12 protein-coding genes and 3 pseudogenes are annotated in these 17,076 nt (G+C 59.0%); 13 read left to right on the plus strand and 2 right to left on the minus strand.

The features are described 5' to 3' along the window. Positions 1–280 precede the first annotated feature (280 nt). From AC1RPZ_RS13200 to AC1RPZ_RS13220, 5 genes are read left to right on the plus strand one after another with little or no spacing between them, the layout of a single operon-like run. Entirely contained in the window at positions 281–1,522 is a 1,242-nt protein-coding gene (locus tag AC1RPZ_RS13200) for an MFS transporter (RefSeq protein ID WP_493137485.1), read from the plus strand. Between the two features lie 22 nt (positions 1,523–1,544). Next, positions 1,545–2,672, plus strand: coding sequence for a LuxE/PaaK family acyltransferase (locus AC1RPZ_RS13205; protein ID WP_493137487.1), 1,128 nt, complete (start codon positions 1,545–1,547; stop codon positions 2,670–2,672). A gap of 1 nt (position 2,673) precedes the next feature. Continuing rightward, a complete protein-coding gene (locus AC1RPZ_RS13210; RefSeq protein WP_493137488.1) occupies positions 2,674–5,094 on the plus strand; it encodes an aldehyde dehydrogenase family protein in 2,421 nt (806 codons plus the stop codon). Between the two features lie 48 nt (positions 5,095–5,142). Continuing rightward, entirely contained in the window at positions 5,143–6,435 is a 1,293-nt protein-coding gene (locus tag AC1RPZ_RS13215; RefSeq protein ID WP_493137489.1) for a phenylacetate--CoA ligase family protein, read from the plus strand. Continuing rightward, positions 6,432–7,361 (plus strand): GNAT family N-acetyltransferase, encoded by a 930-nt coding sequence (locus AC1RPZ_RS13220; protein WP_493137491.1) that lies wholly within the window; start codon positions 6,432–6,434, stop codon positions 7,359–7,361. Before AC1RPZ_RS13215 ends, AC1RPZ_RS13220 begins: the two co-directional genes overlap by 4 nt. A gap of 2 nt (positions 7,362–7,363) precedes the next feature. On the opposite strand, the gene AC1RPZ_RS13225 is transcribed toward AC1RPZ_RS13220, so the two are convergent. Then, entirely contained in the window at positions 7,364–8,281 is a 918-nt protein-coding gene (locus tag AC1RPZ_RS13225; protein ID WP_493137492.1) for a LysR family transcriptional regulator, read from the minus strand. A 116-nt stretch (positions 8,282–8,397) separates the two neighbouring features. Here AC1RPZ_RS13225 and AC1RPZ_RS13230 point away from each other — a divergent pair, with 116 nt between their 5' ends. From AC1RPZ_RS13230 to AC1RPZ_RS13250, 5 genes and pseudogenes are all read left to right on the plus strand, one after another. Next, positions 8,398–9,393, plus strand: a complete 996-nt coding sequence (locus tag AC1RPZ_RS13230; RefSeq protein WP_493137493.1) for an aldo/keto reductase — start codon at positions 8,398–8,400, stop codon at positions 9,391–9,393. 266 nt (positions 9,394–9,659) lie between these two features. After that, positions 9,660–10,793 (plus strand): annotated as a pseudogene (locus AC1RPZ_RS13235) (cache domain-containing protein); the annotation flags it as partial. Between the two features lie 333 nt (positions 10,794–11,126). Beyond that, a pseudogene (locus AC1RPZ_RS13240) lies at positions 11,127–11,654 on the plus strand (methyl-accepting chemotaxis protein); the annotation flags it as partial. 14 nt (positions 11,655–11,668) lie between these two features. Then, positions 11,669–11,743: pseudogene (locus AC1RPZ_RS13245) on the plus strand (DUF411 domain-containing protein); the annotation flags it as partial. A 111-nt stretch (positions 11,744–11,854) separates the two neighbouring features. Next, positions 11,855–12,808, plus strand: a complete 954-nt coding sequence (locus tag AC1RPZ_RS13250) for a D-2-hydroxyacid dehydrogenase family protein (RefSeq protein WP_493137495.1) — start codon at positions 11,855–11,857, stop codon at positions 12,806–12,808. A 4-nt stretch (positions 12,809–12,812) separates the two neighbouring features. Here AC1RPZ_RS13250 and bkdR read toward each other — a convergent pair whose 3' ends face one another. Then, a complete protein-coding gene (bkdR, locus tag AC1RPZ_RS13255; protein WP_071555481.1) occupies positions 12,813–13,301 on the minus strand; it encodes a Bkd operon transcriptional regulator BkdR in 489 nt (162 codons plus the stop codon). Positions 13,302–13,487: 186 nt separating this feature from the next. Between bkdR and AC1RPZ_RS13260 the strand changes: the two genes are divergently transcribed. From AC1RPZ_RS13260 to AC1RPZ_RS13270, 3 genes are read left to right on the plus strand one after another with little or no spacing between them, the layout of a single operon-like run. Further along, on the plus strand, positions 13,488–14,723 hold the full coding sequence (locus tag AC1RPZ_RS13260) for a 3-methyl-2-oxobutanoate dehydrogenase (2-methylpropanoyl-transferring) subunit alpha (protein ID WP_493137496.1): 1,236 nt from the start codon (positions 13,488–13,490) through the stop codon (positions 14,721–14,723). A gap of 1 nt (position 14,724) precedes the next feature. Then, on the plus strand, positions 14,725–15,783 hold the full coding sequence (locus AC1RPZ_RS13265; RefSeq protein WP_493137498.1) for an alpha-ketoacid dehydrogenase subunit beta: 1,059 nt from the start codon (positions 14,725–14,727) through the stop codon (positions 15,781–15,783). Continuing rightward, positions 15,784–17,061, plus strand: coding sequence for a dihydrolipoamide acetyltransferase family protein (locus AC1RPZ_RS13270; RefSeq protein ID WP_493137500.1), 1,278 nt, complete (start codon positions 15,784–15,786; stop codon positions 17,059–17,061). The last annotated feature ends 15 nt before the right edge of the window (positions 17,062–17,076 follow it).

The raw sequence follows: 17,076 nt of genomic DNA on the forward strand, positions 1-17,076 counted from the left end.
TCAAAGACCCGTTTTCCAGTAGACCGTAAGGCTGCTCCGCTTAAGTGAACAGCATTACGCCACTGAGCGGGCTTTTTCGTACATGGGCTTTACACTCAGGTCTGTAAGTTAGCGTCCTCAACATAAGTCACCACTATTACCCGATACAACACCTCGACATAATGCGATAACTATTATCCTCAACAAATAAATAATTTGGCTTGGCTTATTTTTATTCCAGACTACTCTCAACTTCACTGCAGGACCTTTATATAAGCCAACATACAAACTTTGGAACTTTATGCTCAAGCCCATCATAGAAATCGGATCTTTCCGGGCGCTAGGCTTTTGCCTTGCGATTACACTTTTTGAACTGCTGACCTACATGGCCAGCGATATGATAATGCCCGCCATGTTGACGGTGACCGAAGACCTGAATGCCAGTACGAAGCATATTCCATCGGCCTTCAATCTGTACTTGCTGGGAGGCGTTCTTTTGCAGTGGCTGATTGGCCCGCTCGCGGATTGCTTCGGACGCCGAAAAGTACTCCTGATTGGCTGCGCAGCCTTTGCCGTGACCTGCGTCATTACCCTCTGGGTGCAGAGTATTTTCGCGTTCAACCTGTTGCGACTGCTTCAAGGCATGGGATTGGGGTTTGTCATTGCCGTCAGCTACCCCGCGCTGCAGGAGGTGTTCTGTGAAGCCGACGCAGTTCGGATCATGGCATTGCTGGGTAATGTTGCCCTGCTCTCTCCGCTCCTTGGCCCGTTGGCTGGGAGCCTGATGCTGAAATGGATGACCTGGCGTGAGCTTTTTCTCATGCTCGGCATTTTCAGCACCGTGGTGTGGTTGGCGCTTTATTGGGTGATGCCGGAAACCATTGGCGTTCTACGCCTGGACGGTAAACGGCTAAACCCCACGCCATTCAAGCTGCGTGCGATAGCTCTTCGATACATCGCCCTGCTCAAGAACCGTAGATTCATCTGCGCCAGTGTCGCGCTCGGGCTGATGAGTTTGCCCCTGATCGCCTGGATCGGCCTGTCCCCATTGCTGTTGATTCAGGGACAAGGGGTGTCCGTTCTTGAGTACGGTCTGTGGCAGATCCCGGTCTTCGCCGCCGTCATCTTCGGCAATCTGATGCTGAACCTGATGATTGCCAGGACCGGCCTGGAAGGTTTGATCCAACGGGCACTCTGGCCATTCTGCGCGGGCCTTGTGGTGCTCATCATCGCCAGCCGGATTGCCCTTTCGATCCCGGTTCTGGTCAGTGGCCTGATGCTTTACGGCATTGGCCTGGGGATGAGTAATGCCGCGCTGTACCGCGCGGCGCTGTTTACCAGTGAAGACAGCAAAGGGTTGGTCTCGGCCATGGTGGGGATGATCTCCATCGCACTAATGGCCGGAGCAGGCTCGGTGATTGCAATGCTGGGCGCTGGCGAAAACCCGGGTTACTTCGCCCTGACAGTCGGTATCGCTGGACTACTGGCTCTGGTGCCATTGCGCTGGGTTCTGCTGCCGGCCGCGTCCGCGCTCTCTCTATAACTCAATCAAAAAAGGACTTTTGATGATTCATCTACCCTACACCGACGCCTTGTGTGCATTGCCACGGCCGTATTGCCTGGACTCTGTCCCGCAAGGGTTATTCGACAATTCGATGCGCGAAACAAGCCTCTTCCACTGCCACCACACGCCAGGTTATGAGCATTGGCTTAAGGCTAACGGCCTGAGTGCCAGCGCGCTGGATGACATGGACGACTGGTCGCGCCTTCCTCCGCTGTACGCCAACTACTTCAAGCAACGCCTGCTGCTGAGTCCCACCGGGCAGGACGCCCTGGAGCTGACCTCCTCGGGTACCCGCGGTCAGAAAAGCCGCATGCGCTATGACGAACGAAGCATCACGGCGGCCCAGAACATGGTCAGCCGGATCTTCGAGCATTACCACTGGATCAGCCACACCCCGTGCAACTACCTGTTGCTCAGTTACGAACCAGCGGGGGCCATCAGCCTGGGAACGTCCTATACCGACCAGTTCCTGTGCCAATACGCGCCGATCCATCGGATTGTCTATGCACTGCGCGCCACAGGCAGCGGCCACGAGTTCGATGCGTTCGGTGTGATCGAAGCCCTGCGCCGGTTTGCCAATGAGGGTTTACCCGTGCGTATTTTTGGCTTTCCGGCGTTTCTTTGGCAGGCCTTGCAACGAATGCAAGACCTTGAGGCGCCCGACCTTGAGCTGCATCCCGACTCGCTGGTGTTCCTTGGCGGTGGCTGGAAAACCCGGGCAAGCGAGGAAGTCCCCAGGCAGCAGCTTTATTCCCGGATTACGCAGCAATTGGGGATAGATGTCAGTCGTTGTCGAGACGGGTACGGCGCTGTCGAGCATGCCGTGCCTTATATCGAATGTGCCCACCATCACTTTCATGTCCCGATCTACTCGAAGGTATTTGTACGCAACCCAAGCGATTTCACCGTCCAGCCTTACGGCAGGAGCGGCCTGTTGCAGTTGGTGTCGCCCTACATTTCATCGAGCCCGGCACACGCCGTAGTCATGAGTGACCTGGCAACCCTGCACCCCGGTGCAGCCTGCGGCTGTGGCCTGGCCACCGACTGGTTCGAGCTGCATGGCCGCGCCGGAACCAGCGCCAGTCGTAGCTGTGCGATGGCCGCCTCCGAACTGATCGGGAGCGCTTGATATGTACCTGATCAACGGCCAACTGCACGACACCCTCACCCCCAAAGCCGCCCTCGACAGGCTGCTGCCGGGATTGGCGCAACAACTGGAGCAACCACCGAGCAGCGAAAGGGTCCTTGAATGCGCGGAGCTTTTCGCGCAGAAGCTGCTGACCCATCAACACACACTTGAACTTGATGAAGGGCAACGCCTGGAACTCATCGCGTTCTGCCAACGGAGCACGCTGAGCGCCAAACTTGCGCGAGAGCTGGGCGTACAACCGCGTTCTTTACGACGCATTGCCTACGATCAACAGCCTTTTGAAAACTGGCACCCGCTAGGACTCGTGGTGCATATCACACCTGCCAACGCTCCGTTGCTGGGGTTCTGCGCAGTACTTGAAAGCCTGCTGGTGGGCAATATCAACTGGCTGCGTCCAAGCGCCAGTGACAATGGCCTGAGCGCACAGTTACTGGCTGCGTTGCTCGACTGCGACCCTGGCGGATTGCTGGCTAACAGCATCGCCGTGCTACCTGTAGACACCGATCACATCGGTCTTCTGTGCGCTCACGCCGATGGCGTCAGCGCATGGGGTGGCGAAACAGCGCTCAACGCCATTCGCCAGCAGATTCCCAGCGGTTGTCGCTGGATCGACTGGGGACACAAGATCAGTTTTGCCTACGTGTCGCCTGAAGCCGTCTCGCCCTCAGCGCTGGATGCCCTGGTCGATGAGGTCTGCCGACTGGACCAGCAAGCCTGCTCCAGTCCGCAGTGGCTGCTGGTGGACAGTGATGACCCGCAAACGCTGCACGCCATCGGCGAACAACTCGCCAACGCGTTCGAACGCCGCGCCAACCGCTGGCCCGCGTTGCCCCCCACGCCTCAGGAAGCCTCGGAGATCACTACGCGGGTTGCCTTCGCGCAACTCGATCAGAGCTTTGCCGATCAAACGGGACACGTCTGGTCCGGTGATGGATGGCGGGTCATTTGGGAGCACCATCGCAAGCTTGCGCCGTCACCGTTGTTTCGTACGGTGTTGTTACGTCCGATGCCACAGGTTTTGGTCGCCGCGTCGTTGCTGCCATGGCGGGCATTTCTGCAAAGCTGTGCGCTGATCAGCACACCCGGACAAACGCCAGGCCTGGTCAGGAAACTGCTGAGTGCCGGCGTCAATCGAATCGCGCCGCCCGAGCTGATTCATGAGGGCTATGCGGGCGAACCCCATGACGGCGTTTACGCCCTGTCACGCATGACCCGCAGGACCTCGGTAACCTTGCCAGCGCAGTTATTGGCCAACCGCGCGACACTGGACGCCCCCCCTTGCGCACCGGCAGGCTTGAATACCTGCGCGGTGATGAGCAAAGCGGATTTCATCGCACAACCTTTAGCGCCCGAGGCCCAACTGTTTTTTCGCTCGGGAGGCACCAGCGGGGTTCCAGCCTTGGCCGGGTTCAGCTATCGAGACTTTAACCGGCAGATGCGCGCGGCGGCTGACGGCATGTTCGCCCTGGGGCTGACCCCAGGCCAGGACCGGGTGATGAACCTGTTCTACGGCGGCAACCTTTATGGCGGGCTGTTCAGTTTCTCCAGAATCCTCGAACAGATGGGTGTCACGCACTTCCCTATGGGTGGCCCCAACGACGACGATTTCAGTGAAATAGCCCAACTGATCGTGAGCCAGCGCATCAACACTTTAATCGGCATGCCAAGCACGTTGCAGCGCCTGTTTTTCAATGAGCAGGATCGCCTCAGGGCCTATGCCGGGGTGAGTAAAATTTTCATGGGCGGTGAACATCCTGGCGATACCAGCCGACGGCTGATGGAGAGTTGCGGGGTCTCGACCATTCGCTCCGCGATCTACGGCTCTGTCGACGCGGGCCCTCTCGGTCATGCGTGTCGGGCGAGCGCAGACGGTGTATTTCACCTGATGAGCGACACCCAATGGCTTGAAATCGTCAACGTTGAGTACGACGTTCCCGTCGAACCCGGCGAAGTCGGTCGTTTGCTCTTTACCTCGCGGGCACGCGAAGGTCAGACGATCAACCGTTACGAGGTCGGGGACTGCGGACGTTGGGTACCGGGGGCCTGCCCTTGCGGCCTGGACACGCCTCGCTTTGAACTGCATGGGCGACACGGTCGACTGCTACGTGTCGCCTCGGATTTTGTCTCGACCCGCGATCTGGAAGAAAAAGCCGCCACTCCACTACAGCTGGTCCTTGATCACGACTCGAATGGCAGCGAACGCTTACGGGTGCGCGCGGAATACGATCCGCAGACCCTGCGTCAACGATTGCTGGAGATCCCGGTTATTTCAACGGCTGTGAATAGTTGCCTACTGAAACTTGATGTTCAGCGGTGTTCTCCACGACGGTTCGAACGCAACAAGCACAGCGGAAAAGCCCCGCTAATTATTGACGTGCGAAACAACTTCCCCACCAGTTGATACCGAAATAAAAAAACCACAGCCATTCACTATAAAGAGCACAGACCGATGAACATTAGTTATTCATTTGACGCAGTGCTGTCGCATTCACGACAGCACTCAGGCTATTACAAAACACACTTCAAGCACTTGCCTGAACACCACTGCACTCTCGAACACTTGCCGCTGACTATTGCCTCGGATTATTGGAGTGGCAGCAACAATTTGAACACCTGGCCCGTACTGACGGGTAAAACCGACATCGCCCTGATTTATAAAACCGGAGGCTCAACCGGCCAGGAAAAGCTGGTGGCGTACACGCGCGCAGAATGGCAAAACATGGTGACTCAATTCGGTCGCGCCCTCTCGGAACAACTAGGCGACGGCGATCGGGTTGCCAATCTGTTCTTTGCCGGTGACCTGTATGCCAGTTTTCTGTTCATCCATGACTCATTGGCGCATGTGGCCCCCGCCATCAGTGAGTTTCCGTTTGCCGGCGAAGTCGATTGCGCAACACTTGCGGCGACCCTTATCGAGCAGCAGATCAATGTCCTCGCTGGCGTGCCGGCACAACTGCTGCGATTTTCCGCCTGGCTCGCCGAGCAACAGTGCGTCCTGCCACAGGTCACCACCGTGCTCTACGGTGGCGAAAGTCTGTTTGCCGCTCAGGTGTCGATGCTGCAACAGGTCTTTCCCAATGCACGCACCGCATCCATCGGCTACGCCTGTGTCGACGCAGGCCTGGTAGGCGCCAGCACACGAGATTGTGAGGTCGGAGAGCATCGAGTATTCGATGGGCAGACGGTGGTGGAAATTGTCGATGAACACACTCATGAAGTCATCGAAGCGTGTAACCGTCCTGGTCAGTTGATCATCACCAACCTGACCCGCACGTTGATGCCACTGCTGCGTTATCCAGTGGGTGATCTGGCTTGCTGGCGCGAACCGAGCGGTACCCCACGACGCAAATTCGCCTTGCTGGGGCGTAGCGAACAGAGCATTCGTATCCGCATCGGGGTTCTGTCGCTGTTCCAGGAAGATATCGGTGAAATCCTTCAGCGCCTGGCCGATTGCTGGCAATGGCAGTTAGTGCTCGAAAGTGTCGGGGTCAAGGATCGAATGACGCTGATGTGGGTACCTGCGCAAGGCTCCAGTTCAATAGAAACGACGACCCTGGCCATTCACGCAGCGCTGCTGGCTCAGTACCCGGATATCATCCGGATGACCGGCGATGGTCAGCTTGAATATGGGGTCAGCCCCTGCACGGCAAGCGCATTGCAGTTGCATCCACGCTCTGGAAAACAGCGCCGGATCGTTGACCTGCGGGTGTATAGCGCCCCAAAGCGGGAGCCAACTCCATGAGTACAGTCAGACTTCGACGCTTCAAGCAAGCGGACTCTGTTGCGGTCAGTGAGTTGTTTCGCCAGGTGTACGGGGAAAATTACGTACAGCCTGACGTCTATCTGCCGTCGATGATTGGCCAGCACAACGCCGACCACCAATGGTACTCAATGCTGGCCGTAGCCAATGATCACATTGTTGGCCACGCGGCACTCTGTCGAGACCCATGCGGTCGCGATCACGCAGAATTTGCCTTGAGCCTTGTGCACCCGGCAGCTCAGGGAAAAGGCATCGCCAGCCGATTGGGGCGTGAACTGCTGCGACGTGCGAGGCGACTCGGACTCAAGAGCGTCTCGATCAAGCAGGTCACCCATCATCACTACACTCAGCAGATGGCGCAAAGACTCGGTTTCCAAAGCATAGGGCTGCTTCCCGACTATGTTCCCTCACCCTTTGGCGAGCCCTATGGGGAAAGCGTTGTCATTGGCTATCAAATGGTCAAAGGGCATGCGCATCCATTACCGCAACTGGAATGGCCTCAGGCCTGCGCAACCTTCATGGGGCAACTGTCTACCTCTTTCGGCACTCAACATGACTCGCCAACGCATCGGCCTTATCCGATTCAGATAAGCCAGCACCATGACCGTGTGGAAGTGGTGCTCTACCAGTTGGGCAAAAGCGTACTGCAACAACTCGAACAGCTACCCAGGCATTGGATGATCTCGATCAAGCTTGATCTGTCGCGTCATTTTCCACGCGATATGCAAACACTCTCCGCCATCAACTTCGTCTTTACCGGTCTGATGCCTGCGCCTGCGGCGTCCGGCTGGTATGCCTTGTTTCATCGTGGCGCAAGACCTCGGCCCGTCAGCTTTTACTGTCCGCACATGCAGCAACTGCACGACGCTTTACTCCGGCAGCGGCCAGACGCGCCTTGCACTCAATGACCTCAAGCCCTGCGCACCAGCCCGTTACCTGGCTGAGCGCAGAGCTGCACCAGCCAATCGACAAACACCCGCACCCGTAGAGACAACTGGCGGTGCGGGGGATAGAGCGCCGTCAGGGGCAACCCTGGCGGAGGCAGATGTTCTAACACCTCGCACAAACTGCCCTCACGCAACTGCCGTGCAACGTGGTAATACGGCGTCTGAACCAGACCGTAACCCGCTTCGCACGAGGCCAGGTAACCATCGGCGCTGTTGACCGCCACCCGCTTGGGCAAATCCACCAGACGCACGTGCCCATCGACTTCGAACTCCAGACCGAAACGCTTGCCGGTGGTGCTGGAGAAATACTCGACCATCTGGTGCCCTGCCAGGTCTTCCAGGCACTGCGGCGTGCCCTGGCGTTGCAAGTATTCGGGGCTGGCGCAGGTGACCTGATCGAGCATTGCCAGAGGTCGCGCCACCAGCGACTCATCCAGCGACGAGCCACCGCGCAGCACACAATCGACGCCCTCGCGAATCAGGTCGACCGGACGATCATTCAAGCCAATTTCCAATTCGATCAGTGGGTAACGGCGGGTAAATTCCGGCAAGGCCGGGATCACCAGCAAACGACCGATACCGGCAGGCATGTCGATGCGCAACTGCCCGCGCGGGTTTTGCCGGGAGCTGGAAAACGCCGCCTCCGCCTCCTCAAGATCAGCCAGCAGGCGCACGCAACGTTGGTAATACGCCGCGCCATCGGCGGTTGGACTGACGTGCCGCGTGGTGCGCTGCAACAGCTGGACACCCAGATGCGCCTCAAGCTGCTTGATCAGGATAGTCACCGAGGCCCGAGGCATTTGCAGGCTGTCCGCGGCCTTGGCAAACCCTTCCAGCTCGACAATGCGCGTGAACACCCGCATGGCATTAAAACGGTCCATTGCTCTTCGCTACCCGATGATTATTTAGAAATTACAAACAGTGATAGCGCTTTTAGCCGGTTTATCTTGTTTTTGTCGAGCGTAACAATGGGCCCACATCAAAAAGGAGCGACACCATGCACACTCGTCAACTGGGCAAAAACGGCCCTCAGGTTTCTGCGATCGGTCTGGGCTGCATGGGCATGACCGACTTCTACACCACCGGCGGCGATACTTCTGAAGCCTTGGCTACGCTGCATCGCGCGATGGAACTGGGCATCAATTTGCTCGATACCGCCGACATCTATGGTCCGCACACTAACGAAGAGCTGATCGGCAAAGCCATTGCGGGCAAGCGCGATCAGGTGTTTCTGGCCAGCAAGTTCGGCATTGTGCGTGATCCGCTCAACCCCACCGCACGCGGGGTCAACGGCCGACCGGACTACATCCGTACCGCCATCGATGGCACGCTGAAACGCCTGGGCATAGAAACCCTGGACTTGTATTACCAGCATCGCGTCGATCCGGACGTGGCCATCGAAGAAACCGTAGGGGCCATGGCCGAACTGGTCCAGGCCGGTAAAGTGCGCTACCTCGGCTTGAGCGAGGCATCAGCGAAAACCCTTGAGCGAGCGCACAAGGTTCACCCGATCAGCGCGCTGCAAAGTGAATACTCGCTGTGGAGTCGCGATCAGGAGCACAACGATTGCCTGGCCACCTGTCAGCGTCTGGGAATTGCCTTTGTGCCGTACAGCCCCCTTGGCCGAGGCTTTCTGACCGGCGCCCTGAAAAGCCCTGATGACTTTGCGGCGGACGATTACCGGCGCTTTAGCCCGCGTTTTCAGGGCGAGAATTTCAACAGGAATTTACAGCTGGTCCAGCAAGTGCAAACACTGGCGGCGGACAAAGGTGTGACTGCCGGGCAACTGGCGTTGGCCTGGGTATTGGCACAGGGCGATTACCTGATCCCTATTCCGGGCACCAAGCAACGCAAGTATCTGGAGGAGAATGCCGCGGCGCTGAACGTTGTGTTAAGCCCGGAAGACTTGTCGGCGCTGGAGGCGATTTTTCCGGATGACGCGGTGCTCGGATCGCGTTACCCGCAGGCCGTCATGCAGATGCTCGATCGATAACATCGATAGTGGCAGGCCCGTTCATGCTGTGTGTGACGGGCTTACCGCTCCCGCCCTCGCGAGTTTGGTTTAAAAGCACCCCAAAAAAACCACTTCGTCAGCCTGGAATGGAAGCGCAAATGTCTCGCGCCCGTGACTAACCGGTCGTCCGTAAAAAGCCTGTTTTGGGACTATGGTACTAAAGCTAGTCTGCCGCAGGCCGATAGCTGCTAAACGCCGCAATAAATCAACAAGAGCGCTTAGCACGCCACAGAAGGACAGGTTCAATGCCCGCATTCCGTACCATTCAAGCCCGTTACACGCTGTTTCTGGTGCTGTTCATCCTGCTGTTATTCGCCTTGACAGTGGCGGGCATCAGCCAGTTGGTCGCGCCGAAACTTCGGCACACGGAAGAACAGGTGGCCCTGAACCGCATTGCCGAAGTGGCCGATCAGATCCAGGGCGAACTGAACAAGGTTCAAGCGCAACAACGCAGCATCACCCAAACCATCCCCCTGCTCGATAGCGCGGCCATCGACACCGTGCTGCCTGGCCTGGTGGATCAGTACGGTGAGCTGAAGGTGTTTGGTGGCGGGATCTGGCCGTTGCCTGGCCAGCGCGAAGCCGGACGCAACAAATTCAGTACCTTCTGGCACCGGGATGCGTCGGGCAAACTGGCCGTCAACACGTTCTGGAACAGCGACGCTGCACCCAACTATTACGACCAGTCCTGGTACAAGGGCGGCATGCAGACGCCGCGTGGTCAATGCGCCTGGGCCACCGCCTACAAGGACGATGCCAGTGCCGAGCCGCGTACCAACTGCGCCATGGCGATTGCGCGCAACGGCGTGCCGTACGGGGTCGCGACCATTGACGTCACGCTGGGCTTCTTCAATGACCTGGTAGCGCGCAAGGAAAAAGACCTGGGCGCCGAAATGCTGATCGTCGAGGCCGACGGCAAGATCATCAGCAACAGCTCACGCATCAATGGCCCGATAGTCCTGAAAAACATCAGTGAACTTGCAGGCAACTCGCCGTTTGCCGCGCAGATCAAAACCGCACTTGAGCGCCGTGACGCTTCGCTGCAACGCGTCGAGTTCGACAATCAAGGCGTGGCGAACACCTTCTTCATGCGTCCGATCGAAGGCACGCCGTGGTTCCTCGCCACCGCCCTGCCAACCAAACTGATTACGGCTCAACGCGACGATGTGCTGAGCACCTTGAGCCTGTTGCAGATCCCGATGGTCCTGCTGCTGGTGCTGCTGCAAATCTATGCGATCCGCCAACTGATCCAGCGCATGAAAGCCTTGAAGGCCAACATTGACGCGCTGTCTACCGGCGACGCCGACCTGACCCGGCGCATCACCATTCGCGCCGAGGATGAACTGGGCGCGATCGGTCATTCAGTCAATACCTTCATCGCCTATCTGCAGAACATGATCGGCGAAGTCACCCAGGCCACGGGCGCCATGGCCTCAAGCCTGGACAAACTGCAACAGACCTCGGCACACACCAACCAGATCCTGCAGCGTCATGCCTCGGAGACCGACCAGACCGTCACCGCCATCACCGAGATGAGTTCGACCGCCGACAGTGTCGCCGAGAACGCTGCACAAACCGCCGCGTTTACCCAGCGCGCCAGTGAACACGCCGACCGTTCGCGGGTGGTGGTGGGCGAAGCCTCAAGCAGCGTGAGCGCATTGATCGGCGAAGTGGCCAGCGCCACCCATAAAGTCGAAAGCATGCAGCAGGACGCGCAGCGCATCACCGAAATCCTTGGAGTGATCGGCGCCATTGCCGGGCAAACCAACCTGCTGGCACTCAACGCAGCGATTGAAGCCGCGCGGGCCGGTGAACAAGGTCGAGGCTTTGCAGTGGTCGCCGATGAAGTGCGCGCCCTCGCCGCCCGTACCCAGGCCAGCACCTCGGAGATCAACGAGATGCTCAGCCGCCTGACCCAAGGCGTCAGCTCTTCGGTGGCGGCGATGGAAAACACTCAGGCAAGTTGCCAGTCCGCCGCCGATGCGACGGCACGCGTCAACGCCGGGCTGGACGAAATGGCCGGTTCGGTCAGCCACATCAACAGCCTCAGCACCCAGATCGCCACTGCCGCCGAACAACAGAGCGCGGTGACCGAGGAGATCAACCGCAGCATGGTGCAGATCCGCCACATGGTCGAAGAGCTGGTGCAAAGCGGTCACGCCACCGAGCTCAATACGCGCCAGTTGCTGGACGCCAATAGCCGGGTCAGTTCAATCATGGGACGCTTCAAGGTCAAGTGAGCCAGCAAATGATGCCCGCTGAACAGGTATTGGCCTTGAACAAACGCTCTGATCTGCTCGGCGTGGCGGCTCCAGGCATGCCCATGGGCTGGATGCCTTGAATCTACGCTGCGGTCAGTTGTTAATGTCGCCCTAATCGCGACGTTTCAGCATCGGCTGATTCACAAAGAATGCGCCGACCCTTTGAAGAGGCAATGCTCATGGCTGTGCAGATTGCGGTGATTGATGACTGGCAGGGCGTGGCCCGTGATGTGGTGGATTGGTCGGCGCTGAACGGTATCGGCGAAGTCAGTTTTTTGCATGACTATCCCGCCGACCACGCCACTCTAAGTGAACGCCTGCGACCCTTCGAGGTGATTTGCGTCATGCGCGAGCGCACGCTGTTTGACGAAGCGCTGTTGCGTAGCCTGCCCAAACTGAAATTGCTGGTGACCGGTGGCATGCGCAATGCGGCCATCGACCTCAAGGCTGCTGCTGCGTTAGGGATTCAGGTCTGCGGCACCGACAGCTACAAGCACGCGGCGCCTGAGTTGACCTGGACGCTGATCATTGCCCTGACCCGCAATCTGCTTGCAGAAGCCAACGCCCTGCGTGCCGGCCACTGGCAGCAAGGCCTGGGTGGCGACTTGCACGGCAAGACCCTCGGCATTCTGGGCCTGGGCAGCATTGGCCAACGGATCGCCCGGTTCGGCCAGGTGTTCGGTATGCGCGTGATCGCCTGGAGCGAGAACCTCACCGCCGAGCGCGCTGCTGAAGCCGGCGTGAGCTATGTCAGCAAGCGTGAACTGTTCGAGCAGGCCGATGTGCTGTCGATCCATCTGGTGCTCAGCGAGCGCAGCCGCGGCCTGGTCGATGAAGAGGCGCTGGGCTGGATGAAACCCGGCGCAGTGCTGATCAATACCGCCCGCGGGCCGATTGTCGATGAAGCCGCATTGATCCAGGCCCTTGAGCACAATCGTCTGAAGGGCGCAGCGCTGGATGTCTTCGAGCACGAGCCATTGGCCGCCGAACATCCGTTTCGGACCTTGCCCAATGTGCTGGCCACACCGCATGTCGGCTATGTCAGCGAACAGAACTACCAGCTGTTCTTTTCGCAGATGATTGAGGATATTCAGGCCTGGACAACCGGCCATTCGATCCGCGTACTGAACTAGAGGATTAGTTGGCCAGGGTCAACCCATTGGCAGGCAACGGCAATGCAGTTTTGTAGCGTACCTGCTTGAGCGCAAAGCTTGAGCGGATGTTGGCGACGCCCGGGACTTTGGTCAGAAAGTCCATCATGAAACGCTCCAGCGACTGAATGGTCGGCACCAGTACGCGGATCAGATAATCCGGGTCGCCGGCCATCAGGTAACACTCCATCACCTCCGGACGGTTGGCGATTGCTGCCTCGAACTGCGCCAGCGCCTCCTCCACCTGCTTCTCCAGGCTGACGTGAATGAACACGTTGACGTGCAGCCCCAGCAACTCGGCATCCAGCAGCGTGACCTGCTCGCGAATCAACCCCAGCTCTTCCATCGCCTTGACCCGGTTGAAGCACGGTGTCGGTGACAGGTTCACCGAACGTGCGAGGTCGGCGTTGGTAATACGGGCGTTCTCCTGAAGGCTATTGAGAATGCCGATATCCGTACGGTCCAGTTTGCGCATGAGACAAAACCACCTGATTTTTATGTTTATGCAGAATTTTTATCCTCAAATGATCTGAAGCGCAACGAAACAGAGATAAATATTCTTCTTGGCCCGGCCTATGATTGTTGTAGGACAAGATTCCTCCTATCCGAAGGATGACTGTCAGCTCACTACAAGAAATTCACAAGATCGAGCGTAGAAGCCATGAACCAAGCGTACGAACCGCTGCACCTGCACGTTCCCGAACCCTCGGGCCGTCCCGGTTGCAAAACCGACTTCTCCTACCTGCATCTGACCGATGCCGGTACGGTGCGTAAACCCCCAATCGACGTAGAACCTGCCGACACCGCTGATCTGGCCAGGGGCCTGATTCGCGTGCTCGACGATCAGGGCAATGCCCTCGGTCCGTGGGCGGAAGGCGTACCTGTGGAAATTCTGCGTAAAGGCATGCGCGCCATGCTCAAGACGCGGATTTTCGACAACCGCATGGTGGTCGCCCAACGTCAGAAAAAGATGTCGTTCTACATGCAGAGCCTTGGCGAAGAAGCCATCGGCAGCGCCCAGGCGCTGGCCCTGAACATTGACGACATGTGCTTCCCCACCTACCGCCAGCAAAGCATTCTGATGGCCCGCGAAGTACCGCTGGTGGACCTGATCTGCCAACTGCTGTCCAACGAGCGCGATCCGCTCAAGGGCCGCCAGTTGCCGATCATGTACTCAGTACGCGATCACGGTTTCTTCACCATCTCCGGCAACCTCGCCACCCAGTTCGTGCAAGGCGTGGGCTGGGGCATGGCTTCGGCGATCAAGGGCGATACCAAGATCGCCTCGGCCTGGATCGGCGACGGCGCCACCGCTGAATCGGACTTCCACACCGCCCTCACTTTCGCTCACGTTTACCGTGCGCCGGTGATCCTCAACGTGGTCAACAACCAATGGGCGATCTCGACCTTCCAGGCGATTGCTGGCGGTGAAGCCACTACGTTCGCCGGTCGTGGCGTCGGCTGCGGCATCGCCTCTCTACGAGTCGATGGCAACGATTTCATCGCGGTCTACGCGGCCTCTACCTGGGCCGCCGAACGCGCCCGCCGCAACCTCGGCCCGACCATGATCGAATGGGTCACTTACCGTGCCGGCCCGCACTCGACGTCCGACGATCCGTCCAAGTACCGCCCCGCCGACGACTGGAGCCACTTCCCGTTGGGCGACCCGATTGCGCGCCTCAAGCAGCACCTGGTGAAAATCGGTCAGTGGTCCGAAGAGGAACACTTAGCCCTCAGCGCCGAACTCGAAGCCGAAGTGATTGCCGCGCAAAAAGAAGCCGAGCAGTACGGCACCCTCGCCGGTGGCCAGATTCCGAGCGCAGCGACAATGTTCGAAGACGTCTATAAAGAGATGCCGGAGCACTTGAAGCGCCAGCGTCAAGAGTTGGGGATCTGACATGAACGATCACAACAATAATATTCAGTTGGAAACCGCCATGACCACAACCACCATGACCATGATCCAGGCCCTGCGCTCGGCCATGGACGTGATGCTTGAACGCGACGATAACGTCGTGGTGTTCGGCCAGGACGTCGGCTACTTCGGTGGTGTGTTCCGTTGTACCGAAGGCCTGCAGAACAAATACGGCACCTCGCGGGTGTTCGATGCGCCGATCTCCGAAAGCGGCATCGTCGGCGTCGCCGTCGGCATGGGCGCTTACGGTCTGCGTCCAGTGGCGGAGATTCAGTTCGCCGATTACGTCTACCCGGCGTCGGACCAGATCATTTCCGAAGCCGCACGTCTGCGCTACCGCTCGGCCGGCGAGTTCACCGCCCCGATGACCCTGCGCATGCCTTGCGGCGGTGGCATTTACGGTGGCCAGACCCACAGCCAGAGCATCGAGGCGATGTTCACTCAGGTCTGCGGCTTGCGCACGGTGATGCCGTCCAACCCCTACGACGCCAAAGGCCTGCTGATCGCCTCCATCGAAAACGATGACCCGGTGATCTTCCTCGAGCCAAAACGCCTGTACAACGGCCCGTTCGACGGCCATCACGACCGCCCGGTAACCCCGTGGTCGAAACACCCGGCCGCGCAAGTGCCGGACGGTTACTACACCGTGCCGCTGGACGTCGCCGCCATCACCCGTCCGGGCAAGGACGTGACCATCCTGACCTACGGCACCACCGTGTATGTCTCGCAAGTGGCCGCTGAAGAGACCGGCATCGACGCCGAAGTCATCGACCTGCGCAGCCTGTGGCCGCTGGACCTGGAAACCATCGTCAAGTCGGTGAAGAAAACCGGCCGTTGCGTGGTCGTTCACGAAGCCACCCGCACCTGCGGTTTCGGCGCCGAACTGGTCGCGCTGGTTCAGGAGCACTGCTTCCACTACCTGGAAGCGCCGATCGAGCGTGTGACCGGTTGGGACACTCCCTACCCACATGCGCAAGAGTGGGCGTATTTCCCTGGTCCGTCCCGTGTGGGCGCGGCTTTGCAACGGGTCATGGAGGTCTGAATGGGCACGCACGTTATTAAAATGCCGGACATTGGCGAAGGCATTGCAGAAGTTGAACTGTCGGTATGGCACGTCAAGGTCGGCGACATGGTCGTCGAAGATCAGGTGCTGGCCGATGTGATGACCGACAAGGCGATGGTCGACATCCCGTCCCCGGTACATGGCAAGGTCATCGCCCTCGGCGGTGTGCCAGGTGAAGTCATGGCCGTCGGCAGCATTCTGATCAGCATCGAAGTAGAAGGCGCGGGCAACGTCAAAGAGTCGTCTCAGCCTGCGGCGGTCGCAGAAGCACCGAAGCCTGCGCCAGTTGCCGCAGCGAAAGTCGAAGCCGTGGTTGAAAGCAAACCCGTCGCACCGGTTCGCCCTGTCGTGCCGCAAGGCCCGCTGGTCGCTCGCGAAGCCGATGAACGCCCACTGGCCTCCCCGGCCGTGCGCAAACACGCGCTGGATGCAGGCATTCAATTGCGCCTGGTGCGCGGCACCGGCCCTGCCGGACGGATTTTGCACGAAGACCTCGACGCCTATCTGGCACAAGGTCAGTCGAACGCATCGACCGCTGTGGCCGCTTATGCCGAACGCAACGACGAACAGCAGATCCCGGTGATCGGCATGCGTCGCAAGATCGCCCAGCGGATGCAGGACGCGACTCAGCGTGCGGCACACTTCAGCTACGTCGAAGAGATCGACGTCACTGCGGTGGAAGAACTGCGTGCGCATCTGAATGAAAAACACGGCGCCACTCGCGGCAAGCTGACCTTGCTACCGTTCCTGTTACGGGCCATGGTTGTTGCCCTGCGCGACTTCCCGCAGATCAACGCCCGTTACGACGACGAAGCCCAGGTCATCACCCGCCTCGGTGCCGTGCATGTGGGCGTCGCGACCCAAAGCGACATCGGTTTGATGGTGCCGGTGGTGCGTCACGCCGAGGCCCGCAGCCTCTGGGACAGCGCCGCAGAAATCGCCCGTCTGGCCAGCGCCGCGCGCAACGGCAAGGCCAGCCGCGATGAACTGTCCGGCTCGACCATCACCCTGACCAGCCTCGGCGCTTTGGGCGGCATCGTCAGCACCCCGGTGCTGAACCTGCCCGAAGTGGCCATCGTCGGCGTCAACAAGATCGTTGAACGGCCAATGGTGATCAAAGGCCAGATCGTGATTCGCAAGATGATGAACCTCTCCAGTTCCTTCGATCACCGCGTGGTCGATGGCATGGACGCGGCGCAATTCATCCAGGCCATCCGTGGCTTGCTCGAACAACCCGCCACGCTGTTTGTGGAATAAGTATTTGTGGAGCAA

The sequence above is a fragment of the Pseudomonas sp. GW822-FHT02D10 genome (assembly GCF_058802345.1).